The following is a 23,034-nucleotide window of genomic DNA, read 5'->3' as shown; positions in this document are numbered from 1 at the left end:
AGCAGAGGGCAGACCTAGAAGCAAACTTCTTCGTCGCCAGCGGCGCACCGCCCTCGTTCGTGGGCCGTATATAGTCGCCGCCCGACCGAACTGTCAACAGCCTAGATCGCTCTTTTTTCGATTTCTCGCGAGGATATCCAAGAAGGCAAAATTTGTGAGCTGGCTTGGTTGAATTTTGGCCGGCGCTTCCGTTGCGGCGATACCCGTCACAACCGCTTCGCCGGGTGAATGCGGTCGCCCTAAAGCAGCCACCAGCACTTAGCCGAATGTCGATCGTCGCAGCCTTTTGACCTGCGGTTCGGAGCCTTTCTTCCAGCGACTCGGGCGTGATATTCCGGCCCGCGTAGAAGATGCCCAGATCAGCACGAACTCGCCGTCGACAGCGAAAACGATACTGACCGCGCGACGATCCGCAGCCCCCCGGCATGATCTCCACCCGCTCGGCCGCGCTGTGGAAATGTCGACAGGCCAAGGCAGAGATCGCGGATTCCCACAACAAAATCCCAGGCAATCGCCGGCGACGCACGCTCGGCTATATCGTCATAGAGTTGCTCGAGTTCGGCTTCCGCTTTCGGATGGAAGACAATCCGGCACTCCATTTCCTACTTGGCTTTCGCCTGCCGTGCGCGACGACGGAGATGCAGCCGGGAAAACACCGTTTCGGCGGGAATAGCTTTTGCCGGATCCTGCCGGAACTCGGCCACGCGCGACGGGATTTCCTCACGCAGCCACTTCTCACGCTCCGCCTCAAAATCCTCGAGCATGCGCAGCCCGGTGGGGACAACCTCGCTGGCATTGTTGTAGCGGCCCGATTCGAGCTGCTTTCTGATGAAGCGCTCATAGTGCTCGTTCAAAGCGTAGTTGGGCATGGAGGCGTCCTCCGGAATGTGGGGGCGGGTGGCGGGGATATCAATAGATAGCAACAATTGGCAGTGGGTTGATTCGATTCCAATTCACCCGTCGCGATTCGGTGAAGGCCCAACAGTACCCGAATCGGCAGAGATCAAAATTTCGAGTCGATACGCCGGCGCCGATCGAGGATCGCTAGGCGGACGATTCCACGACCTCGGCGCCATTTCGAGGCAGCTGGGACGCGGAAGCCGGCTGAGTTTAAAACTCAACCGGCTAATATTATTTCGTGCATGGTTGCACGCCGATCCCTGAGTGCGCTGCCACGCTCACTTTGACGTCCTCGTCGCCCGCGGTTCATGATTCCAGCTAGCGAGCAGCGCCATGACGAGCGCGCCGATGCGGGTCGATGTTGGTTGAATGATTCGGTCTGGTGAGAGCCCTGACCTTCGTGTCCGTCCTGCGATCACAAACGCAAACGGCCCGCGAGGAGCGGGCCGTTTTTGTATTTGGTTGCGGGGACCCGCAACGACTTTTGTCATAACACCGTCAGACGTTTGATTTTGGTCAGGTTTGGCGAATTCGAGGATGCCGAACAACTCGCCGCGTAGCTCGGCATGGACCTCGCCGCGCTTGTCGCCGGGCATGAGCACGATCTCTCCGATCAACGAGCGCAGCGCCTCGGCGGCCAGACGTCCATCATCGTTATCGGCAAGCGCTTGTGTGAACTGCTCGACCCGCTTTTTATAAAGAGTGGCGATGTTGGGATGCAGGTCAGGCACGTCAGTGGGCGCCACTGCCAGACGCGCGGTTATCTCTGCCTTCTGCCTCTCCAGGTCTTCCATTCTCGCTTTCATCGAAGGTTGGTACAGGCCATCCTCGATCGCGGCCATGATGCCGGCGATGGCGCGCTCGATCTTGTCGAGCGCTTTGCGGTCCTGTTCGCTTTGGGCGCGACGCTCCTGGTTGAGGCGATTGGTCTCCTGGGCAAAAGCTCTGATCGCCTCGGCCACGGCATCGGCAGAGACGAGCCTTTCCTTGAGGCCTGCGAGGACTCGCTGCTCGATCTTCTCGCGGGTGATGGTGCGGCTGTTGTCGCAGATGCCCCGGCGCTGGTGGTTGAGGCAGGCATAACGGTCGCGTGTGAACAGGCCGTAGCGCCCTCCGCAGTAGCCGCACGTAAGCAAGCCGGACAGGAGGGAGACGGGCCGCTTCATCGTGTGCAGCTTTCTGGCCCGGGCCTTGCGCGTGGCGATAGCCACCGCCTCGAACTGGCTGGCGATGGATTTCTGTCTCTCCTTCACGGCCTGCCACAATTCGTTGTCGACGATCCTGAGATGCGGCACCTCGGTGCGGATCCATTTCGCTGCTGGATTGGCCCGTGAGACGCGCTTGCCGGTGGCGGGATCCTTGACGAAATGCAGGCGGTTCCAGACCAGCACACCGGTGTAGAGCTCATTGTTGATGACGCCGGTACCCCGGATAGCATGCCCGCGCACACTGGTATCACCCCAGTGTCGGCCGAGCGGACCAGGAACGCATTCCTTGTTGAGGTCGACGGCGATCGCCTTCGGGCTCTTGCCGGCGGCGAACTCGCGGAAGATGCGGCGCACAATGGTCGCTTCCTGCGGCACGATCTCGCGATCGCCACGGACGGGTTCGCCTGCTCCATCCAGTTTCTTGACCACCCGGTAGCCGTAGCACAGCCCGCCTCCGGCCTTACCTTTCTCCACCCTCCCGCGCAGGCCACGATGAGTCTTGAGAGCGAGGTCCTTGAGGAACAATGCATTCATCGTGCCCTTGAGGCCGACATGCAACTCGCTGATCTCGCCCTCGGCCAAGGTGACGATGGCAACACCGGCGAATTTGAGATGCTTGAAGAGCGTGGCGACATCTGCCTGGTCGCGGCTGATGCGATCGAGCGCCTCGGCCAGCACCACCTCGAAGCGGCCGCGCTGCGCATCGCGGATCATTTGCTGGATGCCCGGCCGCAGCACTGTGCTGGCGCCGGAGATCGCCGCATCGTCATAGATTCCCGCTACGCTCCAGCCCTCGCGCGCCGCCTGCTCGCGGCACAGCCTCAACTGGTCTTCGATGGAGGCATCCCGCTGGCTGTCAGAAGAATAGCGGGCATAAAGTGCAACACGGGTCATGGCGGCGGATACTCTCTCTTAGTTAAAGGGGTTCGCCATCCTGCCCCCTACCCTCTCCCTCTCGGCGGCCCGGCCGATTGTCGTTGGCCGCCAGCCCCGCCTCGAATGTTTCCCGCGCCAGCCGCCGGCCGATCAGCCGGGCGATATCCAGCACCACCCGATCCATCTTGGCCGCCGCCACGCTTTCAGCGCGACCCTCGGGGCTGGCGAGGTCGCCGTTGTCGTTCGCCGGAAGCAAAGCCTGTGGCCCGGTGCTGGTTTTCTCCGACATGCCCGGTCGCTCTCCCAATGGTGGATCGACCCGCCATCAGACTCCTCCGGACGGCGAAGGAAAGCGCGAAGTTAATGTCGTAGGGCCACAGCGTGCAATGACTTGCGTCGTGCGGTTTCGGCGTTTCAGAAGACCCGCTACATCACCAACGGTACTCGGCCGCGCCTTCCTCTCCCAGCGCAGCGACCAGCTTGACTGCGGACTCCCAATGCTTGGCAACATCGCGCCGCGTCCTTTCCCGGCTACGGTGTCCAACCGGCAAACCTCCTGCGATCGCTCTTAAGTCACGCAGTACGGAAGCTATATGCGGCCAAGGGAAATCGGTAGGATCACCAATATCCCGGTCGGCGCCGACGATCATTTCTAACTTGGCGACGACGCCAATGAGCGACGTTGCCGCGACCTCAGGGATAGAATCCTGAAGCTTAAGAGCTTCGGTCATCGCAAAGACCTCTGCCTCCCGCGCAACCGCGTACTCCTGTGGACCACCGAGAGTGCGCGCCGGTCGGTCTCGAACTCGCGTTGGAGAATCTGTGGCCAATCCCTGAATTCTGGGATTGACTATGATTTGGCTCTCCAACCGCTGCTGCACGCGACATAGCAGCAGGGAGATGTACCGAGCCATTTGCCAATCGCTCACCAGCAGAAGTGCGGGATCGCGTAGGGCTGCCGGTTGCAATTCCGTATCGTTGCGGCTTGCGGCGAGAACATTCGGCTTTTTCGCTGCCACAGCATGGTCTCCTTTCGCGAGGCAAGTTTCGCTCAGTGGGTCCAAACCCCATGAAGGAGCCCGGCCTTCCGAATGTGATTTGTAGAGAATACTCCGTGGTGAAATACTATTCAAGGCGCTGGTGTCGGATTCATGGAAATCCGAGAAGCGTTCGCGCAAAACCTAAGAGCCTTGCGGCGGGCTAGAGGCCTGTCACAGGAAGAGCTTGCGCACCGGGCTGGGATCGATCGCACCTATATCAGCGCTTTGGAACGCAACGTGTACAACGCGAGCATCGACGTCGTTGACCGACTGGCTGAAGTGCTGGGTGTGGATGTCGCAGAACTGCTGAAACGACCCTCAGCTGACCCGCAGAGATCGAAGTCTGAGCCTGACGAATAGAGAAGTTGATAATGTTGTCGGACCCATGGCCATGCGTCAGCTAATTCTGCGCGTATTCTGCGGGAGAACGGCCTGACGCAGGAAGACGTTAGAAGCGCGCCTTGGATTCAGTTCATAGGAATGTTCTTGGCGGAAGCCGCTCGCCCGCGCGCCATTAACAGGCGCTGTAGCGTGCGAGCGGCTGCTTCGCGCCTCAAGCCGGTCGTTCAGAGGTGTTTGCCGATTACCCGGAAGCGGACATTTGCCCTTGATGAAATCAACGTCCTCCTTGCCGGATTATCCGCGGTCATCCGTTTTGGACCGCCCGGCGCAACGACCCGAAGCGCAAGCGGTATTGCATCGGCGTAATACCGACCTTGCGGCGGAACAGGCGCCCGAAGAAACTCGTGTCCTCGTAGCCGACCTCGTTGGCGATCGCCTCGATGGCCTCGTCGCTCGTTTCCAGCAGCCACTTGGCTTCTTCGAGCCGCAGCGCGTGAACATAGTCCAACGCGTTCATGCCCGTTGCCTTGGCGAAGCGACGCGCGAAGGAGCGTTCGGGCAAACCCGACAGGCGCGCCATGACGGCGACCGGTGCCGGCTTGCGGAAATTCGATTCCGCCCATTGCTGACTTTGCTTGATCACTGCGTCGCTGGTCTGCCGCGAGCGCGCCAGCGTGGCGAAGGGCTGCTGGCCGAGGTCGTGCCATTGCAGCATGTAGACCCTCGCCACCTCGATCGCCTCACGAAGACCGACGAAGCGCGCGATCAGATACAGAGCCAGATCCTGCCAACTCGATCCGCCGCCAGCCATGACGATGCGCTGCGCCTCGCCGCTCAGCACCAGCGACTGCTCCACTTTCACCTTTACGCCGGGATAGTTGTTCGTCAGCGCGTCGACATAGCCCCAGTGGATTGTCGCCTCGCGGTTCGCGAGAAGCCCGGCTTCGCCCAGCAGCACCGCGCCTGAACAGGCGCTCGCCAGCAGCGCGCCTTCCTCATGCACGCGCTTCAGCCAGCGCGTTTCAGGGTCATACTGCCCGGCGACGCTTTCGCCCGGATTGACGAAGAAATCGGGGATGCAGACGATATCAGGACGCGGACAGTCGGCAATCGTGTGATCAGGATGTACCCAGACGCCGTTCGCAGCGCGAAACCGGTCTGCTCCGCGCGCCACGACGTAGGGCCGCATCCGCTGGTCGCCAGCCATGCCCTGCGTGATGAAGCGAAAGTCCCGCCCCGGCGAGGAGAACAGGTCGACCATCCCGTAGAGCGCCGAAGCCGTGACCTCGGGCACGGCGAGGATCGCCACATTGAACGGAGCCACCTGTTCAGCCATGGCAGAAATGACCGTTTCGTTGCGTTTTCGACTTTAGCCGGCGCATTCGTTCCGCGCTAGCATTCTGGAAACGGAGGATGGGACGATGAACGCGACGACCACGCCTTCGCTTTCGCCAGCCAGCATCGAAAACCTTCGCTCCAGAATGCGCGGCGAGGTGCTGGTTCCGACGAACGAGGCCTACGATGCCACCCGGGTCGTTTGGAACGGCATGATCAACCGAAGCCCAGCCCTCATCGCCCGCTGCCGGAACGCCGCCGATGTCATGGTCTCGGTAAATTTCGCGCGCGAGGACAGACTCGCCATCGCCATCCGTTCTGGCGGCCACAATGTCGCCGGTTATGCGGTCTGCGACGGCGGATTGATGATCGACATGTCGCCGATGAACGCGGTGCGCGTCGTGCCCGGCCTCGACCGCGCCATCGTCGGTGGCGGTGCGACCTGGGCGGATGTCGACGCCGCGACGACGCCTTTCGGCCGTGCCACGCCGGGGGGCCTCATCTCCGCGACCGGCGTTGCGGGCCTGACATTGTCCGGCGGCATCGGGTGGCTCCGCGGCACTCATGGCCTCTGCGTCGACAATCTCGTCGCGGCCGATGTCGTCACCGCCGAGGGCAAGCTGATCCGCGCTGACGAGACGGAAAACCGCGATCTTCTCTGGGCGCTCCGCGGCGGCGGCGGCAATTTCGGTGTCGTGGTGAGCTTCGAGTTCAAGCTGCACCCGATCGAATCTGAGCTGATGTTCTGTGGCCCCGCCTATCCCGAGGAACGCGCGGACGAGGTCATTGCGCGCTGGCGCGACTTCATGGAAACGGCACCGGACCGGCTGAGCGGACTCGCTGAATTCTCGATGCTGCCTGACGATCCTTCCCTCCCCGAGCCCGCGCGCGGCCGGCGCGTAGTGTCACTTGCGCATGTGTATGACGGCCCGGCGGATGAAGGCGAACGGATTGTAGCGCCGCTCCGCGGTTTTGGCGAACCGCTGGTCGATTTCAGCGGCCGCATGCCCTATTGCACCATTCAGTCACTGTACGACGCGCTGTTTCCGAAGGGGCGCGACCGCTGCTACTGGAAATCAACCTATCTCTCCCGCCTCGACGACGGCGTCATTGCGGATATCGTGCGGCAGATGGCGAAACGTCCGTCCGAGATGACTTTCGCCTCGATCTGGAAATTCGGCGGCCACGTGCAGCGCGTGCCGGAAGACGCGACCGCCTTCGGCGACCGGTCCATGCCCTACATGCTGAGCCTGGACGCGATCTGGTCGAGGGCTTCGGACGACGACGCGAATATCGGCTGGGTGCGCACCTTCTGGCAGCACATGCAGCGACACTCGACCGGCCGGCTCTATCTCAATTTCCCAGGCCATGGCGAAGGCGCCGACCTCGTCCGCGATGCGTTTGGCCCTCAGGCTTACGGACGTCTTCAACAGGTAAAGCGGCGCTATGATCCCGAGAACATCTTCCGGATGAACCAGAACATCGATCCTGGAGCCGCATAGTGACCTGGAGGCTGAATTTCCTCGACCGACGATCCTTCAAAACAAACTCTCCTGCGCCTTTTGGGGCTTCGATCAGCTCATCTAGCCGGAGGCCAAACGGCAGCTGTCCGCTAAACGCGCTCTGATAGCGGACCGACGGCTCTCGGCGCATAGCGAACTCCGCGTCCCGTCATGGGCCGCTCCAGCCTAGCTCTTTACTCGGCATCGCCCGGGTACGTCGCCTCGAGCGTCACGATCTGCCGCCCTCTCCAACCCCGTGCTCGAGCTGACGGCGGGCGGCGACGGGCGGTGTCAGTCGAGCCCGGCTACGCGTAATCCTTTGATATAGCGCGCGCGATCCTTTTCGTGGATGATGGGGTGGTATTTCTCGACCCAATCCACGGACACGGATGGATGTAGGCGCCGCGTTTGTGACAGCGCGTGGGTGGCGGCGGCGTGATCGCCCGCCATGCCTGCGGAGGCGGCGTAGGTGCGCCAAGCCGTCCCGAAATTCTGCCTGAGATCCACAGCGCGCCGCTCGAACTCGGCTGCCTCGACATAACGCCCCGCCATGAAATGACAGAGCCCGATGACGGAAAGGCTGCCCGCCTGCGTGAAGTCGCGCGGGCTGAGCCGGTCGGCAAGCGCGACATGGTGCAGACCGTCGTCGGGCATGCCGGCATAGGCATAGGTCGATCCAAGGATCATGTGCGCGTAGGCGAGGCTCGGATTGAGGGTGATCGCCTCAGATAGGGCTTTAACGGCAGGATCGAAACGGCGCGAGGCCATATGCACGAAGCCCGCGGCGAAGTGCGTCCAAGGGTTCTCCGGATCGCTGCGGATCGCCCGTTGCGCCATGTCGTGGGCAGTCGACAAGGTGGCTTCGGCATCAGCCAGTCCAAGCATCACCTTTGCGCCGAGGCCCCAGGCTACCAGGCAGTTGGCGTGTGGATAGTCGGGGTCGATGTCGATAGCTTTTTTCAGCAGCCGCTCGGCGATCTCGAAATCCGGCATCGAACCCCAGGTCCAGACATAGGGCATCGCCTTCATGACGAACCCCCAGGCGTCCAGGCTGCCGGGTGACCGGCTCTGGAAACGCTCCTGCTCGGCCACGTAGAGCCTGGGCTCGATGGCACCGATCACGCTTTGGGCGATCTCGTCCTGCAGCGCGAAGAAATCGGCGATTTCCGCATCATAACGCTCCGCCCAGATCTGGCGCCCGGTGTTGGCATCGCTCAACCTGGCATTAATCCTGAGCCGCTGTCCGGAACGGCGCACGCTCCCATCGAGCACATAGCGCACGCCAAGTTCGCGCCCGATATGCTTCACGTCGACCGCTTTACCGCCATAGGTGAAGGAAGAGTTGCGGGCCGAAACGAAGAGCCAGCGCAGCCGCGCAAGGCGAGTGATGATGTCTTCGGCGAGACCGTCGCCGAAATATTGCTGCTCGCTGTCGTCGCTAAGATTCGCAAAGGGCAGCACGGCGATGGAGGGCCCAGCCTCCTCGTTGTCGGATGGGGTCGAGGTCGCGTCAAGGAACTCCACCGCGCCGCCGAAGCGGTAGCCGATCCGCGGTATGGTCGCGATCCACTCGGCATCGTCGGACGCCCGCCCAAGCAGTTTGCGCAGCAATGCGATCTGGACGGAGAGGTTGCTCTCCTCGACCGTCGCGCGCGGCCAAGCCGCGTCCATGAGCTCCGCTTTTGACAGAACTTCCCCAGTTCGCATCACCAGCGCTGCCAGCAGCAACACACCGCGATAGCCGACGGGAACGGGAACGCCTTGCCGGAGCAGCGTTCCTGCCTCCGGATTGAGCTCGAACGGGCCGAAGGCGAAACGCTTCCCCATCATGGAACAAACTAACATCTTTTTGGAGCTTTTCGGAACTTTTCGGCCATGGCCCCGCGACCTTGCCGCGCGCCGGGTTCACGCTGACAAGGTGTTTCGAGACAGGAGAGCCGAAAATGTCCGCTGTTGTTTTCTATCGTATCGGGTTTGGGACCGAGACCACCCACGTAACCCCAGTGAGCACTCCGCGCCCCCGCGATCAAGAATTTCGCGCAGCGCTCGACCGCTATATAGCTGCCTATATTGCCGATCAGAAGCGCCGAACCGAGGGGAATGCGGCTTCGCAACTCGATGGGGAATGATGCGGGATCACACTATCGGCCACGGTCCGTTCGTTCGCAAGTCACCTGCGCAACTATGGCTAATATGATGGACATTAATTTAATTCGTTGACGGCTTTTGCCTCGCGTATTGGCTCCAGAAGGTTTGCGCCTTGCGCCCGCCTGTCGAGCATCTGCTATCCCAACATTTGAAGGACCAGCTGCAGGATAGGGGCAGTGACGTCCCTCCTGTTTCGAGGCGGATAACGGGGCACAGGCGTTCCTCGATCGTGACGGCGAGATGGAAAGGGGGATGGCTTTCGCCATCACCCATCAGACGTCTCCCTCTGTGGCACGCCAGCCTATTCGAGAAGATCGGGATGTTGCCTGAGGATGCGCTGCCAGAGCGGCTGGCATTGAAACCAGCCTGCGGTGGGCGTTCCGTTCACCGCGCGAGCGGCTCGGGCATTGGCCGGATCGACCTGCAGCGGCGTCCCCACGCTCTCGGCGAGGAACTGCGCCTGGCAACAGCGTTCCATTGAAATGAACCACCAGACTGCTTCGTCGACAGTTTCACCGACCGTAAGCAGACCGTGATTGCGCAGGATCGCCGCTTTGTGGGCACCAAGGCCCCCGGCGATCCGGGCCGCCTCGCTTGCCTCGGTGATCAGCACCCGCGTGTCATTGAAGAAGATGTGATCCTCATAGAACGCGCATGCGTCTTGCGTGATCGGATCGAGCAGCCGGCCCACCGCCGACCACGCCTTGCCATAGATGGAGTGGGCGTGGGCGGCCGCGACGACATCCGGCCGCGCGGCATGGATCTGATGGTGAATGGCGAATGCGGCTACATTGACCGGCATCGTGCCCTCGATCACATCGCCTGAGCAGTCGACGCGGATGAGGTCCGAGACGGTGATATGTGCGAAATGGATGCCGAACGGATTAACCCAGAATGTTTCGGTGAATTCCGGATCACGTGCCGTGATATGTCCGGCAACGCCTTCGCTGAAGCCCAACTCCGCGAATATGCGGAAGCCGGCAGCGAGCCGCTCCTTTCGGTGTTGCCGCTCCTGCTCTAGGGTTGCAAAGCGCGGCGGCGCCCGCCGTTTGAAAAACGATTCATAGGCCTCCTGTTTGCGGATGGCCAAATCGCTTTCAGTGTCTGGAATTGACTTGACGACGTCCATGGCGCGCCCTCCTTGGGGTTCTGCACCGTCGGCATGACGGCACGCCTCAGATTGGGGAAGCTTCTCGCGCGCGTCTCGAAGGCTGCATCATTTGTTCCGAATTCTTCCGAATGGATGCCAAAAAGAGTCGAGTGTCGCGGCAATGATCCGAATTTGCCTGGTGCTGGACATGGATCTCAATCCGATCGAGCAGGCTTCGCCAATGTCAAGCACTGGACGCGCTTCCAGTTATGTTGTTCCGGGTCGGCGGCTATTCCCAGTCAACCACGAAAAGCCGACAGTCTGCAATCGGCCCCCGTCCTGACTGACGGGAAGGCGCCCGATAGCGGACACTCAAAAGCTCCGGGGTCGATGTCGAAGCGGCACGCCGGCCACGCGTAAACTCGCGCCATTTTACTATTGGACCACACCAAGAGGTAACCCTTGGGCCTTTGGCAAGGCCGATCGCGCCTTGCGCCAGGTGCCTGGCGGAACGCCGACAAACTTTTTGAAGGCACGATTGAAAGCGGCCTCCGACTCGTAGCCCACTTTGGCTCCCACCTGCGCGATGCTGACATCTGGTCGCTCAAGCAGGCGCCCCGCCAGCTGTAGACGCCACCGAGCCAGATACTGAATCGGCGAGACCCCGACATAGTGGGCGAAGCGGCCAGCAAATGCAGTGCGCGAGAGCCCTACGTGGCGCGCGAGCCGGTCCAATGTCCATTCCTCTGTGGGACGTGCATGCATGAGTCGGAGCGCCTCGCCGACCTGTGGATCTCTTAGCCCTGACAGCCATCCGCGAGAATCGTCGGGGAGTGTGGCGAGATGGTCGCGGACCACCTCGACAAACATCAATTCGCTCAGCTTGGCGAGGACCGTTTCACCCCCGGCCCGCCGGTTGCCCCCCTCCGTCATCGCGAGACGAAAAAGGTCCGTTACCCAGCCACTCCCGTCAGCGGGTTTGTGGGCGAGAAGTATTGGCGGCAGGGCGGCGAGCAGCGGGTTGAAGGGACGCGCATCGCAGCCGAGGTACCCGCAAATGAACCGAGTCCGCTCATCTCCGCCGCCGCCATGGATCAACGTGAACGGTAGATGCTGGTCTATTGGCCGATAATACATTGCCATGTCGGGTTCGCCGCGCGCTCCAGGCGAGGAGCTCATGACATTCGGGGATCCCCCGGGAAAGACGACAACATCACCGGCATTCACTCGCACCGGCGGCACAGAGTCGTCAGCCAGCGCGGCCCAACAGGAGCCTGATATCACGGCATGAAACGAAATGACGTGCTCAGCCTCCGGCATGACGGCGGCGGAGATTTCGGCCGTGCCGGGCGACTCGCCGACCCAGGGAGAACTCGCGTCGATATCAAAATAGATCGCGCCCGTGAGGCGAACGGCTCGGAGCACATCGGAAAGGACATCCATGCACTACACCCCGGAACGATCGACTACTCCATTGCTGACGAACTCTTTCGGTGGACGCGACGCTATGGCGGCGCATCGCTAGACTATCCAGCAATATCGCGGCACGAGCAAGCGGTGCGTCTGCACATGATCCCAGTCTGAACGATCGGGCAATAGAATGGGACGATGTGGCATTTGCAGGAGCACGGGGCAGGACTAGCGTTCCTTGGCTGGCTAGGGTTTCGGCAGGAGGAACGTCATGAACGACGAAGACATTACCAAATTCGCAGCGGACCTGCGCGGCGAAGTCATACGCGCCGGCGACGCCCGCTATGACGAGGCGCGCAAGCTCTACAACGGCATGATCGATAAGCGGCCGCAGATCATCGCCCGTTGCGCCGACGTCGGCGATGTTATTGTCGCGGTGAACTTCGGTCGCGACAACAAACTCCCGATCGCGATCCGCGGCGGCGGCCACAACGGACCGGGATTCGGCAGCGTCGACGATGGGCTCGTGATTGACGTCTCGACAATGAAGGGCGTGCGCGTCGATCCAAAGAACCGCACGGTGCGGGTTGGGCCTGGATGCACGACCGGCGACGTTGACCATGCTACCCACGCCTTCGGCCAGGCGGTCCCCTTCGGCATCATCTCGACCACCGGGGTCGCCGGCCTGACACTGAGCGGCGGCCACGGCTACCTCAGTCGGCAGTACGGGCTCGCCGTCGACAATCTCCTCGAAGCCGACGTGGTGCTGGCCGACGGGAGCTTCATAACCGCAAGCGAAACCGAGAATGTGGATCTCCTGTGGGCGCTCCGCGGCGGCGGTGGCAATTTCGGTGTCGTGACCAGCTTCCTGTTCCGCACGCACCCAGCGAAAATGCTCTATGGCGGACCGATCATCTTCGACATCGGCGATGCCGCGGCGGTGATGCGCTGGTATCGCGATTTCCAGTCGAAGGCGCCGGAGGATTTTTACATCTTCCTCGGACTGCAATCTGTTCCTGGCGGCGCTCCCTTCCCGCCGGAGCACTGGAACAAGCAGATGTGCGTCCTCCTTGTCGCGCATAACGGCGAGGGTGGCGAAGCGGCCGTCAATGCCGTCCGCGCGGATCTCCCCAAGCCGATGATCGACTGGGCGGGCCCGATCCCCTACACCGCGTTGCAGACTTTGTTCGACGCGCTCTATCCGGCCGGGCAGCAATGGTATTGGAAGGGCGACTTTGTCCGCGCGCTGCCGGATGCCGCCATCGACGCCCATCTCCTGCATGCAAGCAAGGCGAGCCCGGGTTCGTGCATGCATCTCTACCCGATTGACGGGGCGGTGCATCGCCGGGGCAAGGGCGACAGCGCTTGGGACGCCCGTGATGTGACCTGGTCGATGGTGATCGCCGGGATAGATCCCGATCCAGAGATGGCGCCGGCCCTGAAGAAATGGGCTGGCGACTACTGGCGGGCCGTTCATCCGTTCGACCTCGGCGGCGCCTATCCCAACTTCATGATGGATGACGAAGGCGAAGAGCGTATCCAGGCGAGCTACGGCGACAATTATCCGCGCCTCGCCGCGCTAAAGGGCAAGTTCGACCCTGCCAACCTTTTCCGCGTCAACCAGAACATCCGGCCCGCGACCTAGACGCGGTACCTGTGGTCACCGTCCTTCGGGGAGAGCAGCCGAGTGAGTAGGATTGCTTTGGTGAAGGTTTTCGATGCGGGCCGCAGCGCAAGGGTTCGGTCTAGGATCGACATCGGCCCGCGTTGGAAGACCGCCCAAGGAGGAGGCCGACCTACATGGATGACTGCTTCGGGTCACAGGAAGCAGACGCAGGTGCCCAGTTTTGTTCCAGTAACTGGGAAAAATGGCGCACCAAATCACTATGTTACGAAATGGCGCGCCGGAGGGGATGAAACTGGCGCCGCTGTGTAATTGCAGGGCCCCTATAATTGGAGCAGCGTCCATTTCGCGCCTCATCTCGGCCATTAAGGCAAAGTTTGTGCCCGCCCAGAAGCGGACATCGCGGATGATCATGCTGCAAGTCGTAGTCGCGCCAATTCCCGCCATCCCGCACCCGATATTCTTGTGAAGGATGATCTTGCTTTGAGGGCAACCTGCGCTCATCAACACAAAAGAGTTCAACGGTGTTTTGCGGACCAGCCGGTCTTCTGAGGGGCGCCCGCGGACAGCCGTTCACTCCGGCAACCCAGCGAACCGCATGTGTTCGATCCAGCGGTCGAGGCTTCCGGGTGCGGTCCAAATCTTGTCCCACTCTCTGCGTTCTTTACTGATGGATTCACGGGGAGTGTTCCGGAGGAAAACCGCAAGCGCTTCCTTTGCCTCTCGCCTGTTTCCCAGACAAGCGTGAATCCCCGCAAGCATTCGGTGCGCGCCGCTCGGGATTCTGGACATTTTCCGCATCGCCGCCAGCGCGGCCCCGCAATCGTTCTTTTCCCAGAGCGCCCAGCCCATCTGCCAGTTGAAGTCGTCTGGGTAGAAAGGATCGATGCCCATGGCCTGCTTGATCCGATCGATCGCTTCGTCTGTACGGCCAACATAGAGTAGCAGATCCGTGCTGCGGACCAGGATATCCGAGTTGCTGGGGTTCAGGGCGATCGCCTGATCGTACCGGGCAAGGGCCAGCGCGACCTCGCCGGCTTCGGTATGGATGCTGGCGCGGATATTATGCGCTTCAGCGTCATCAGGAGCGAGCAGGATGGCCTTGTCGGCGTATTCGGCGGCGCGCTTCAACGCCTCGTCACGGTTAGCTTCCTGCTCGTGCCAGCCGAATATCGCATCGTTGCGATAAGACCAGGCCAGCCCGATATAGCCGAACTGCGAGTTCGGATCCTCTTCGATCGCCTTGAGGTTCAGCTGCCGAAATAGGTCGTTCCTCGCGGCCGAGAAATCCTCTCTGATCTCGGCAATCCCCATCAGGTGATAGTGGAGCGCGCTGACCCTGGCGGCACCGCTCAGTGGCAAGGGGCGCTCGATCCTGCGCCCGACCCGTTCCGCAAGCGTGCGGATGATTTTCTCCTGGACGACGAAAAGATCGCCGATCTCGCGGTTGTAGGTGTTGGCCCAGACATGCGATCCGTCATGCGCATTCAGCAACTGGGCGGTCACTTTCAGCCGGTCTCCCACCTTCTGCTGGCTGCCTTCAAGCAGGTAGTCGACCCCGAGTTCATCTCCGATCTGCCTGGTGTCGGTCGGCTTGTCGCGGTACCTGAAACTCGAGTTTCGGGCAATGACGGCATAAGTCTTGCTTCGTGCCAGGTCGGTGATGATCCCCTCGGCAACGGCATCGCTGAGATATCCCTTATCCGCTCCGGTACTGAAGTCGTCGAAAGGAAGGATTGCAATCCTGGGCATGTCGCCCGAAGGAACCGGAGCGGCTCGCCATACTTCCGCGCCATAATATGTACCGATCGCTGCCGCAACGAGAACGAGTGCAGCAAGAATGAAATTGCGTCGCGAGAATCGTGTCTTGGCCCGTTCCGTGCCGGTTGCGGCGTTTGGTTCTGCCGCGTCCGACGGATCGGCATTCAGCCGGTAGCCTCTCTTTGGGACGGTTTCCACGATCACGTGCGCCTCGTCCCCCAGGGCGCGGCGAATATCGGCAATGCATTGAGTGAGGCTGTCGTCGGTCACGAAGGTATCGACCCAAACCGCCTGCATCATCGCATCCTTGGACACGATCTCGCCCGGTCGCGCGGCGAGCACGGCGAGCACCTCGGCGGACTGGCTGCGAAGATTGACCGCTTTGCCTTCGACGGTTCGGAGCTGTTTGCTTTTTGTCAAGAAGACAAAACCGCGAAACGTGACCGTTTCAGCAGATTTCAGATCAATTTCAGGAGCCTTTCGGGACATTTCACCCTCATGGCGCGCTCGCTAGCCTAACCCATTCGGCCGCCGCATCCAACGGATCCTGGCGGCACTGGATTCGACAAGAGGCTGACATGAAACGGACCAGATTTATCATCGCTCTCGCTCTCCTTTTGACAGCGCAAACGACTGCAAAAGCGGACTCCCATATTGTAAATGCAACCGCGCATGTTATTTCTCTTACATTTGCAAACGGCGGTATTGAAGAACGGCGAGAACAGAAACAGTTCGATACATACGCCCTCTGTCTCGAATGGAAACATCAGAAGGAATTCCTTCCGCCGGATCCGCCTGCTTTTATTTCTTTCGTATATTGTGCGCAAACAGAGACGACGCTCGCATCATCCTGAGCACGAATCACTGAAGTGACGCGAATGTTTGGGTACGAGCTAAGGCGGCGCCGACTAAATCGCCGTTTCGCAGAAGTGAGGTTGGGCGCAAACTGCGCGCCGGGACGAGTAACCAGAAGGCGACGACTCCCGGAACTTCAGAAGGTCCGCTCCAACGCCGCCGATCGGGTAACCGCGGGCACGGAGAGGTATTTGGCTGCACGCGGACAAATCTTGCTGTAGGTCGTAAGACGTCGATCGGTTCCACTCATCCTGCCAGGGGTCGATCAAGTTCAAGGACCCCGACGCTCCTTCGGACCCGGGATCTTTTTATGGAACCGCGCGTCACCGTCCTGCTTCCTTGATCCCTTGCCTTCTCTTACAATCCCCTCCGGACACAGAGGAGTTCGGCCATGAGCGAAGACGCCTTCAATATGTCGATCCGCAAGTTCCTGAAGGAAGTCGGCGTCACCTCCCAGCGCAAGATCTAGGAAACGGTGCGCGACGGGCAAATCGGCGGCAAGAAGAAGTTGAAGGTCCGCATGACGCTGACCGTGGAAGGCACCGGCCTCAACCACGTGGTGGACGGCGAGATCGAACTTCCATAAGGCCGGGCGAAGCGACCTTAACGCAAGTCCGACGCCGCCGGAACCCGCCAGTCCGCAACCGGCCCCTAAGCTTCCTAGCGGCATTGCACCTACAGCGGACTGTCCGAATCAATGAATGCAATCGCCACATAGGCTTGCTCGACAGCAATGACGGGGTGACCCCATATTTGGAGTGAGGTCACCTCGATCCTCGTCAGTTTGGGAGGTGCCGCCACCGCTAACCTTCTCAAGCAATGCTGACGTGGCGCGTGACCTGGCCGTTGCTTTCCCAGTAGGTGTGTTTCTTGGCGATAACCGGATCGTCCATCGCGGGCTGGACCTTGCCTGACGTATCAGTGGCGCGCGAGGTGACCGTGTGCTCGCCCTTTGACGGGTCTTTCCAATCAAGATACCAGACCTTCCACGCGAATTCGGCTTCTTCCGCATGGTCGATCGTCGCCTCGGTCCACGGGCCATCATCGATCTTCACTTCTACCTTGGCGATTGGTGCACCCCAGGCCGCACCGCTGATGCGGTATCCGGCTTCACTGCGCGTGACTCTGGCGGGCGCCGATTTCAGCAACGCTCGGCCGACCGAGGTCTCGGCCCACACCGTCTCGCCATTGTGCTCTTCCTCGCGAATGGTCACGTAGTCTCGTGCCATCAGCAGACTCATGAAGCGCGTGTTGCGTATCTCAATGTGCTTGAGCCACTTGACGTTGGCGATGCCGTACCAGCCGGGCGCAATGAGCCGCACCGGGAACCCGTTGGGTGCAGGCAGGGCGGCCCCGTTCATCTCGTAGCAGAGGATGTTGTTGGGGCTCATCGCATCGCTGAGCGACATGCTGCGGGCGAAATTCTGATGCATCTTGACGTCGCGATTATTGTCCTTGAGAGCGATGTCGCCGACATCAGTGCCCCAGAAAACAACCTCGATGCCGTCTTCTTTAACGCCCGCCTCTTCAAGAATGGCGGCGAGCGGCGTGCCAGCCCAACGGGCGTTGCCAATGCCGCCAGTGAAAAATGGAAAACCATGATTGCCTGAACACTCTACGGTGAAAGCCACCTCCTGGCGCGGTCGCGCCTTGAGGTCGGCAAGCGACAGGCTCAGGGGCTTCTTGACCAACCCATCGATTTCCAGCTTCCAGGCATTCGCATCAATGGTTGGCCGATCAAAATGCGCGATGCTGAAGAATTTCTCATTGGTCGTCACCCACGAATCCATATCCTCCCAGACGAGCTGGGTCTGGATGACGGCCGGGACAGGATTGGGCGGCGGCTGGTCCACCCACGGGATTACGGTTTCACCCGCCCGGCTTGGAAAGGCTTGGGCAAACCGTGAGTGGAAGATCGCCAGCGCCGCGAGGGCCGCGCTGCCTTGAGCGATGAATTCGCGTCGTGGAAGGTAATGCATGATGATTTCTCCTCCAGTGAAAAGCTGTTTTCTCCTCCAGTGAATAAAAGCAATCGCGGCCGGAACCACACAAAGGAGAGGCCGGCCGAGGCGGCAGTCTTGAGAGCGCGCGGAATAACGCCAGATCTTAAGGCGAGTCTCCCGCTCTCCGTTGCCGGCTCCGTCAGGTCCCAGCCAGCAATCGTTAAGATACGCCTGATCTGCGGTCATGGCGAGCGCGACGCCCCGGAGTAGTCGAGGGAGTTGATTAGGTATACACTTCTCAATCACCGTGTCGGCCCAGGGAGAGCCAGATGCGTGAGCTGATTGGAAGCGTGCTCATCTATTTGGCTGCTCTCACGACCGCCCAAGGCAGTCCGCTTCACGAGGCGGCCAAGAACGGGGACCTTGCCGCCATCGCAGCGGCCCTCGATGCAGGGGCGGCCATCGAGGAGCAGGACAAGGGAGCCACTCCTCTCTTCCTGGCAGTTCGCAGCCACCATCCCGAGGCGGCGGAACTGCTGATCAAGCGCGGCGCGGGTGTGAGCAAGGAGTCGGCGCTCGGTCTGCCGATCACCGTTGCTGTCCTGAAGGGTTACGCCGACCTCATGCAACTGTTGTTGTCACATGGTGCTGACCCCAATGCCAAAGCGAGAGGCGGCGAGCCCATGTTGCACTTCGCGGTCGCGAACGGCTGTCTCGATTGCGTCAAGGTGCTCGTTGAAGCCGGCGCAGACGTCAACGCCATCTGGATCCAGGGTAACCCCGCCCGCCGACCGGGCATTATCACGCCCTACCACCTCGCAAAGCACGACGACCATGCCGACATCGCCGCCTACCTCAAGGCTCACGGCGTCGTCATTTCGAAGCCCGAGCCGATTTCCGCCAAGCTGGCAAGCGGCGACCCGGCAAAGGGCGCGGCGTTCTTTGCCGCCAACTGCGAGCCCTGTCATGTCATGCGTCCACAGGATGTACCCACCCGCGGGCCGAACCTGTGGAACGTTGTCGGACGCAACAAGGCGTCGACAAAGTTCGATGGCTACTCCCAAACCCTCTTATCTTGGGAGGGCGCCTGGACCTACGAGGACCTCAACATTTTTCTCGCCGGTCCTACTCTCACAACGCCGGGCGTAAACATGGACGTTCGTGGCGCGCCAGATGAAACCGATCGGCTGAACGTGATCGCCTATCTGCGAACGCTCGCCGACTCGCCGGTTCCGCTGCCCTGAGCTGCATTGCGCCCGGCCTTCGCCCCCGGCCGTTATGGGCGAGCCGATTATTCTCTTCGAATTCCATGTTCCCACCGGTTAGACCGAGACAGAGAGCATCGCAAATTGAGCGTCCACTATCGATTCCCGGATACCGCAAGCAGACCTACCGCTTTCGGCCCACAACAGACATGGCCGCTTTGCGCCCGATTGCAGCCGTCGAGGTCGCCACCGCCGCTTTCCAAAAGCAGACATCACAAGTGAACGCCCTGATCGTAGTCGGACCCGAGCGTCAATCCGACGGGCAAGCCAAACCCCACAGTTATGCGCCACGCCGTCCGGATCCAGGCCGATTCACTCGGTCATCACTTTGGGGCTGGACGGGTGGCAGTTCCAGCAAGCGGCCTAAGGGGCAAAGTCTGACCGTTGTCGCCTCAGCCCGGACAGGTGCCGTTTGCAGGGACTTCAGGAAGGAAGAAGCTTCGCCGCTCGCAAGGGGTCAGTTCGCGAGGGACGGTACGCCGGGCGAATTCAGCAAGCTCCTTGGGTGTCTGGAAGACGCGGACGATGCTGACCGTTTGTTCGCCGGAAATAATCGCGACATGGGTGCCGTCGGCGCTGAAAGCTGCACGTGTAAAGCCCGGTTGAAAAGTTGCTTCGTGCAGGCTCCCAAGGACGGCAATCTGGCGGCCCGATTGCGCCGCCCATAACCGGACCGTTCGATCTTCGGTCGACGCGGTCACGACATACAAGCCATTGGGGCTGAATTCGGCGCTGTCCAGCGCGCCGCTGTGACCCCTGAGAACCTTTTCCAGATCGCCTGAGACGCTCCAGATCCGGGCGGTCCCATCACGCGAAGCGGTTAGCAACGACTGACTGTCGGGACTGAAGGCGACCACCGTCACCGCGCCGGTATGTCCCTCCAGCGTTCTGACGCTTGTCCCCTCGGTGGTCGACCAAATTCGGGCCGTGTGGTCGAGTGAGCCCGTGGCGACGAGTTGACCGTGAGGGTTGAAGGCCCCTGCCGTGATGCGATCCTGATGCCCGACAAGAGCACGTAGTTCGACTCCGCTCGTCGTCATAAGGTGTCCCACATTGTCTTCCCTGGCCGAGAGGATCAGACGTCCGTCAGGGCTAAGAATGGCTTGCGGCAGATTGCTGCTAGTATTGATGGCGGCCAGTTCGGTGCCGGTCGTTGCGTCCCACAGTTGCGCGGTCCCGTTGATCCATGCGCAAACAAGCGATTTGCCATCGCGACCAAACTGGATCTTGATCAGTCCGGCATCTGATCGGAACTGGGCGGTCTCGTGTCCCGTGGCCACGTCAAAAATTCGGACCACGCCCTCAAGAGATGCCGTGGCGACGCGCCTCCAATCTGGGCTGAACGAGGCGCTTTGAATGATCTCATGCGTGTCGAGGCGGATTATCTCGCGCCCGCTCACTACATCCCACAAGTGCGCCGCGCTGTCGCCGCCGCCGGTCAGCAGGTGGACGTTGTCGGGACTGAAAACCGCGAAAGTCGGCCGATATTCATGTGAGAGCGAGGTCGTCAGGGCGCCATCGACATCCCAAAGCCGAGCGGTGCCATCGTGTGAAGCAGTGAGTAGAATGTTGCTGTCGACCGGGCTGAATTCCAAATGCTCGACCAAGGATTCATGACCGGCGATCGTCGTCACCAACGAGGCGCGTTCAGCGTCCCAGATGCGGATCGGCCCATTGATCGAGGCGGTCGCCAGGAAGCGGTCGTCCTGGGTGAAAGCACCGTTCATCTCCACATCGCGTTCATCTGTATCGATCTCAGGCTTCAACCCCGAAACCTCTTGGCCGAGCACTTCATCCAGCGTTCCCAACGTTCCATCCCAAATCCGGGCAGTGCCATCGAGGGATACCGTGGCGATCCGCTGACCCCCGTGGCTGAAAATCACGCCGTTCAATTGCGTATCGCTCTTGCTGCCGGCCAACTTTGCGATCTCCGTTCCTTTCGACAAATCGAAAAGGCTGGAAGTGTCGCGGTGTGAATGCCAACCCCACGGGCCGGCCACCATCCGGCTTCCGTCCGGGCTGAACGCCAGAGTGTAGGGCCAGGAGGTCACTCGGATCGACTGCGTCAGCGCGCCGTCTGCGGTATTCCAGATCGAAACAAAATGCTTGCCCGCCGTCGCGAAGCTGTGGCCGTCTGAACTGAAAGCAGCACGCGTATATGCGTCGCTGCTTACATCCAAGACTTTCCTTCCGGTCCGAGCATCCCAGAGCGTTGCATCGCTGTTCTCCCCCGCCGTCAGCACCCGGGTGCCATCCGGGCTGAAGATTGCCGTCGGGTAATTGCCTAGCGGCCGCAGGATGTAGAGCTGCTCTCCCGAGACGGCGTCCCAGAGACGTGCAGTGCCGTCCCTCGCAGCCGTCAGGATACGGCTCCCGTCTGGGCTGAATTCGGCCCTCTCCACGGCCCCATCATGACCTTTTAGAATCACAGTTTCGGTACCGGTGGCGATGTCCCAGACGGCTGCGGTTTTGTCATAGGATGCGGTGACAACACGATCACCTGTAGGATTGAAAGCTGCATGCGCCACACTGGCGCCAGGGCGGAGGATTTTGATCTGCCGGTGCGCCAGCAGAGCCTTGTAGAGGGCTGCTTCCGCCTCGAAGAGATATGGCCGCTCGGGTTGCTCTTTCGAGGGCAGCGCCTCAAGCGCCAACCGGATCGCAGCCTCGGTGTTACCTGCCGCGGCGGACCGCTCCGAAAGGAACGAGAGCGAAAGGAACTGATTGCGCAGCGCCTCATCGCGTTGGCCCCTTGCTTCCTCCCGCGCTTTGAAGGCGACCAGTGCGCCTGCACCCGCCATAAGAGCGAGCATTATTGCCACGACAGCGGCGTTCCGTGTCCGTCGGGCAAGCCGGTTTGCTGCGGCAGCCGCGAGGCTCCGGCGCTCGGCCTCGCGCTCCAGGCGCTCGCGTTTTGCCTCTTCGGCAGCCGCGACCAGTGCTAGCTCTGCCTGACGATCCTTCTCCTCCTTCTGCCGATGGGCACGCAAGGACTCCTCGATGTATTCAAGGACGGCATCGTCAACCTCCTCCCGCCTTGAAAGCATCAACTCTTCGCCCTCCGCCAGACGTTTGCCGGACGGAAGGAGAAGCTCTCTATTCCTGTTCTCCAGGTGCCATCGGTGGGCGTCAGCCCTCAGGCGTTCGCGCGTCTCGAGGAAATTCCGGTTTGCATTCACAATGTCACCGGCGCGCGGCCAGCGTCTCAACAGTGCTTCATGTGCAACGCGAACGAAGACATGCCCTCCGGCGTCCTGATCGCTGACGAGGAGCCGTGCGTCGATCAGGGCCCTGACGAGGGCCGAACGCGCGGCAGTGCCCGCAACTTCGCTATACAGGGCCGGACTAGCCGTGACTGTTTCATCGCCCAGACTTGCCGTGGTGAGGGCGCGCAGCACCGCAGGCAAGGCCTCCTGGATCTCGGGCGCCAGCAAGTCCACGACTTCATCGGCGCGGCGCGCGATCGCGCCTTCGAGCCCGCCCAGCGCACGATAATGCGCAAAGGTGAGAACGCGTCGGTCGCCACTGGCCTGGTACAACGCGTCGAGGACAAACTGGAGAAGCGGCAATGATCCGGGATCGGCAGTTGCTGCCGCCTGCAGCACGTCGTCGAGCCGCCCCAACTCGGCACTCTCCTCGAAGCGGAGCCCGGCCACGACCGCAGGTTCGCGGATCATCTGCGCGATCTCTGGGCCGGTTGGTGGCAGAAGTTCGTAGCTGGCGAGGCCGTCCTTG

17 protein-coding genes and 1 pseudogene are annotated in these 23,034 nt (G+C 61.1%); 6 read left to right on the top strand and 12 right to left on the bottom strand.

Going from position 1 to position 23,034, the window contains the following annotated elements:
• Positions 1-359 precede the first annotated feature (359 nt).
• The 5 genes from FJ423_RS32440 to FJ423_RS34450 all read right to left on the bottom strand — a co-directional run bounded on the left by FJ423_RS32440 (position 360) and on the right by FJ423_RS34450 (position 4,003).
• Entirely contained in the window at positions 360-599 is a 240-nt protein-coding gene (locus tag FJ423_RS32440) for a type II toxin-antitoxin system RelE/ParE family toxin (RefSeq protein WP_246680378.1), read from the bottom strand.
• 3 nt (positions 600-602) lie between these two features.
• Positions 603-869 (bottom strand): type II toxin-antitoxin system ParD family antitoxin, encoded by a 267-nt coding sequence (locus tag FJ423_RS32435; RefSeq protein ID WP_140847746.1) that lies wholly within the window; start codon positions 867-869, stop codon positions 603-605.
• Between the two features lie 309 nt (positions 870-1,178).
• A complete protein-coding gene (locus FJ423_RS32430; RefSeq protein ID WP_140847743.1) occupies positions 1,179-3,002 on the bottom strand; it encodes a recombinase family protein in 1,824 nt (607 codons plus the stop codon).
• 22 nt (positions 3,003-3,024) lie between these two features.
• Positions 3,025-3,273, bottom strand: a complete 249-nt coding sequence (locus tag FJ423_RS32425; protein WP_140847740.1) for a hypothetical protein — start codon at positions 3,271-3,273, stop codon at positions 3,025-3,027.
• A 142-nt stretch (positions 3,274-3,415) separates the two neighbouring features.
• Positions 3,416-4,003 carry a hypothetical protein gene (locus FJ423_RS34450; protein WP_246680377.1) on the bottom strand — a complete coding sequence of 196 codons (588 nt, stop codon included), beginning with the start codon at positions 4,001-4,003 and terminating at the stop codon, positions 3,416-3,418.
• 132 nt (positions 4,004-4,135) lie between these two features.
• Between FJ423_RS34450 and FJ423_RS32415 the strand changes: the two genes are divergently transcribed.
• Positions 4,136-4,384, top strand: a complete 249-nt coding sequence (locus FJ423_RS32415) for a helix-turn-helix transcriptional regulator (protein ID WP_140659794.1) — start codon at positions 4,136-4,138, stop codon at positions 4,382-4,384.
• Between the two features lie 286 nt (positions 4,385-4,670).
• On the opposite strand, the gene FJ423_RS32410 is transcribed toward FJ423_RS32415, so the two are convergent.
• The gene (locus FJ423_RS32410) at positions 4,671-5,675 is read right to left on the bottom strand and encodes a helix-turn-helix domain-containing protein (RefSeq protein ID WP_246680376.1); all 1,005 of its coding nucleotides are present in this window, start codon (positions 5,673-5,675) and stop codon (positions 4,671-4,673) included.
• 112 nt (positions 5,676-5,787) lie between these two features.
• Here FJ423_RS32410 and FJ423_RS32405 point away from each other — a divergent pair, with 112 nt between their 5' ends.
• Positions 5,788-7,203, top strand: coding sequence for an FAD-binding oxidoreductase (locus FJ423_RS32405; protein ID WP_140847733.1), 1,416 nt, complete (start codon positions 5,788-5,790; stop codon positions 7,201-7,203).
• A 291-nt stretch (positions 7,204-7,494) separates the two neighbouring features.
• On the opposite strand, the gene FJ423_RS32400 is transcribed toward FJ423_RS32405, so the two are convergent.
• From FJ423_RS32400 to FJ423_RS32385, 3 genes are all read right to left on the bottom strand, one after another.
• Positions 7,495-8,931, bottom strand: a complete 1,437-nt coding sequence (locus tag FJ423_RS32400) for a FlgO family outer membrane protein (RefSeq protein WP_181174974.1) — start codon at positions 8,929-8,931, stop codon at positions 7,495-7,497.
• 721 nt (positions 8,932-9,652) lie between these two features.
• Positions 9,653-10,480: a class II aldolase/adducin family protein gene (locus tag FJ423_RS32390; RefSeq protein WP_140847727.1), complete on the bottom strand. Its 828-nt coding sequence runs from the start codon at positions 10,478-10,480 to the stop codon at positions 9,653-9,655.
• Between the two features lie 396 nt (positions 10,481-10,876).
• Positions 10,877-11,884, bottom strand: a complete 1,008-nt coding sequence (locus FJ423_RS32385; protein ID WP_140847724.1) for an AraC family transcriptional regulator — start codon at positions 11,882-11,884, stop codon at positions 10,877-10,879.
• A 238-nt stretch (positions 11,885-12,122) separates the two neighbouring features.
• Here FJ423_RS32385 and FJ423_RS32380 point away from each other — a divergent pair, with 238 nt between their 5' ends.
• Positions 12,123-13,496, top strand: coding sequence for an FAD-binding oxidoreductase (locus FJ423_RS32380; protein WP_140847722.1), 1,374 nt, complete (start codon positions 12,123-12,125; stop codon positions 13,494-13,496).
• 552 nt (positions 13,497-14,048) lie between these two features.
• Here the strand turns inward: FJ423_RS32380 and FJ423_RS32375 are convergent.
• On the bottom strand, positions 14,049-15,725 hold the full coding sequence (locus tag FJ423_RS32375; protein ID WP_140847720.1) for a winged helix-turn-helix domain-containing protein: 1,677 nt from the start codon (positions 15,723-15,725) through the stop codon (positions 14,049-14,051).
• An 89-nt stretch (positions 15,726-15,814) separates the two neighbouring features.
• On the opposite strand from FJ423_RS32375, the gene FJ423_RS32370 reads away from it, so the two are divergent.
• Positions 15,815-16,090 carry a hypothetical protein gene (locus tag FJ423_RS32370; RefSeq protein WP_140847718.1) on the top strand — a complete coding sequence of 92 codons (276 nt, stop codon included), beginning with the start codon at positions 15,815-15,817 and terminating at the stop codon, positions 16,088-16,090.
• 392 nt (positions 16,091-16,482) lie between these two features.
• Positions 16,483-16,677 (top strand): annotated as a pseudogene (locus FJ423_RS32365) (DUF6494 family protein).
• Positions 16,678-16,903: 226 nt separating this feature from the next.
• On the opposite strand, the gene FJ423_RS32360 reads toward FJ423_RS32365, so the two are convergent.
• On the bottom strand, positions 16,904-18,070 hold the full coding sequence (locus FJ423_RS32360; protein ID WP_140847715.1) for a sulfite oxidase: 1,167 nt from the start codon (positions 18,068-18,070) through the stop codon (positions 16,904-16,906).
• A 293-nt stretch (positions 18,071-18,363) separates the two neighbouring features.
• Here FJ423_RS32360 and FJ423_RS32355 point away from each other — a divergent pair, with 293 nt between their 5' ends.
• Positions 18,364-19,278, top strand: coding sequence for an ankyrin repeat domain-containing protein (locus FJ423_RS32355; RefSeq protein ID WP_140847712.1), 915 nt, complete (start codon positions 18,364-18,366; stop codon positions 19,276-19,278).
• Positions 19,279-19,691: 413 nt separating this feature from the next.
• Here the strand turns inward: FJ423_RS32355 and FJ423_RS32350 are convergent, their stop codons facing one another.
• Entirely contained in the window at positions 19,692-23,006 is a 3,315-nt protein-coding gene (locus FJ423_RS32350; protein ID WP_348642946.1) for a WD40 repeat domain-containing protein, read from the bottom strand.
• Positions 23,007-23,034 lie beyond the last annotated feature (28 nt).

The sequence above is a fragment of the Mesorhizobium sp. B2-8-9 genome, assembly GCF_006439475.1.
Classification (GTDB): Bacteria; Pseudomonadota; Alphaproteobacteria; order Rhizobiales; family Rhizobiaceae; genus Mesorhizobium.
The sequence above is the reverse complement of the archived record's forward strand: the minus strand, read 5'-3'. Positions and strand labels throughout refer to the sequence as shown.

What these genes read in the sequence shown, in the direction of transcription:
- FJ423_RS32405 (WP_140847733.1), top strand. Translation starts at nt 5,788, where the DNA reads ATGAACGCGACGACCACGCCTTCGCTTTCGCCAGCCAGCATCGAAAAC.
- FJ423_RS32360 (WP_140847715.1), bottom strand. Translation starts at nt 18,070, where the DNA reads ATGCATTACCTTCCACGACGCGAATTCATCGCTCAAGGCAGCGCGGCC.
- FJ423_RS32375 (WP_140847720.1), bottom strand. Translation starts at nt 15,725, where the DNA reads ATGTCCCGAAAGGCTCCTGAAATTGATCTGAAATCTGCTGAAACGGTC.
- FJ423_RS32440 (WP_246680378.1), bottom strand. Translation starts at nt 599, where the DNA reads ATGGAGTGCCGGATTGTCTTCCATCCGAAAGCGGAAGCCGAACTCGAG.
- FJ423_RS32370 (WP_140847718.1), top strand. Translation starts at nt 15,815, where the DNA reads ATGAAACGGACCAGATTTATCATCGCTCTCGCTCTCCTTTTGACAGCG.
- FJ423_RS32435 (WP_140847746.1), bottom strand. Translation starts at nt 869, where the DNA reads ATGCCCAACTACGCTTTGAACGAGCACTATGAGCGCTTCATCAGAAAG.
- FJ423_RS32415 (WP_140659794.1), top strand. Translation starts at nt 4,136, where the DNA reads ATGGAAATCCGAGAAGCGTTCGCGCAAAACCTAAGAGCCTTGCGGCGG.
- FJ423_RS32430 (WP_140847743.1), bottom strand. Translation starts at nt 3,002, where the DNA reads ATGACCCGTGTTGCACTTTATGCCCGCTATTCTTCTGACAGCCAGCGG.
- FJ423_RS32390 (WP_140847727.1), bottom strand. Translation starts at nt 10,480, where the DNA reads ATGGACGTCGTCAAGTCAATTCCAGACACTGAAAGCGATTTGGCCATC.
- FJ423_RS32355 (WP_140847712.1), top strand. Translation starts at nt 18,364, where the DNA reads ATGCGTGAGCTGATTGGAAGCGTGCTCATCTATTTGGCTGCTCTCACG.
- FJ423_RS32425 (WP_140847740.1), bottom strand. Translation starts at nt 3,273, where the DNA reads ATGTCGGAGAAAACCAGCACCGGGCCACAGGCTTTGCTTCCGGCGAAC.
- FJ423_RS32380 (WP_140847722.1), top strand. Translation starts at nt 12,123, where the DNA reads ATGAACGACGAAGACATTACCAAATTCGCAGCGGACCTGCGCGGCGAA.
- FJ423_RS32385 (WP_140847724.1), bottom strand. Translation starts at nt 11,884, where the DNA reads ATGGATGTCCTTTCCGATGTGCTCCGAGCCGTTCGCCTCACGGGCGCG.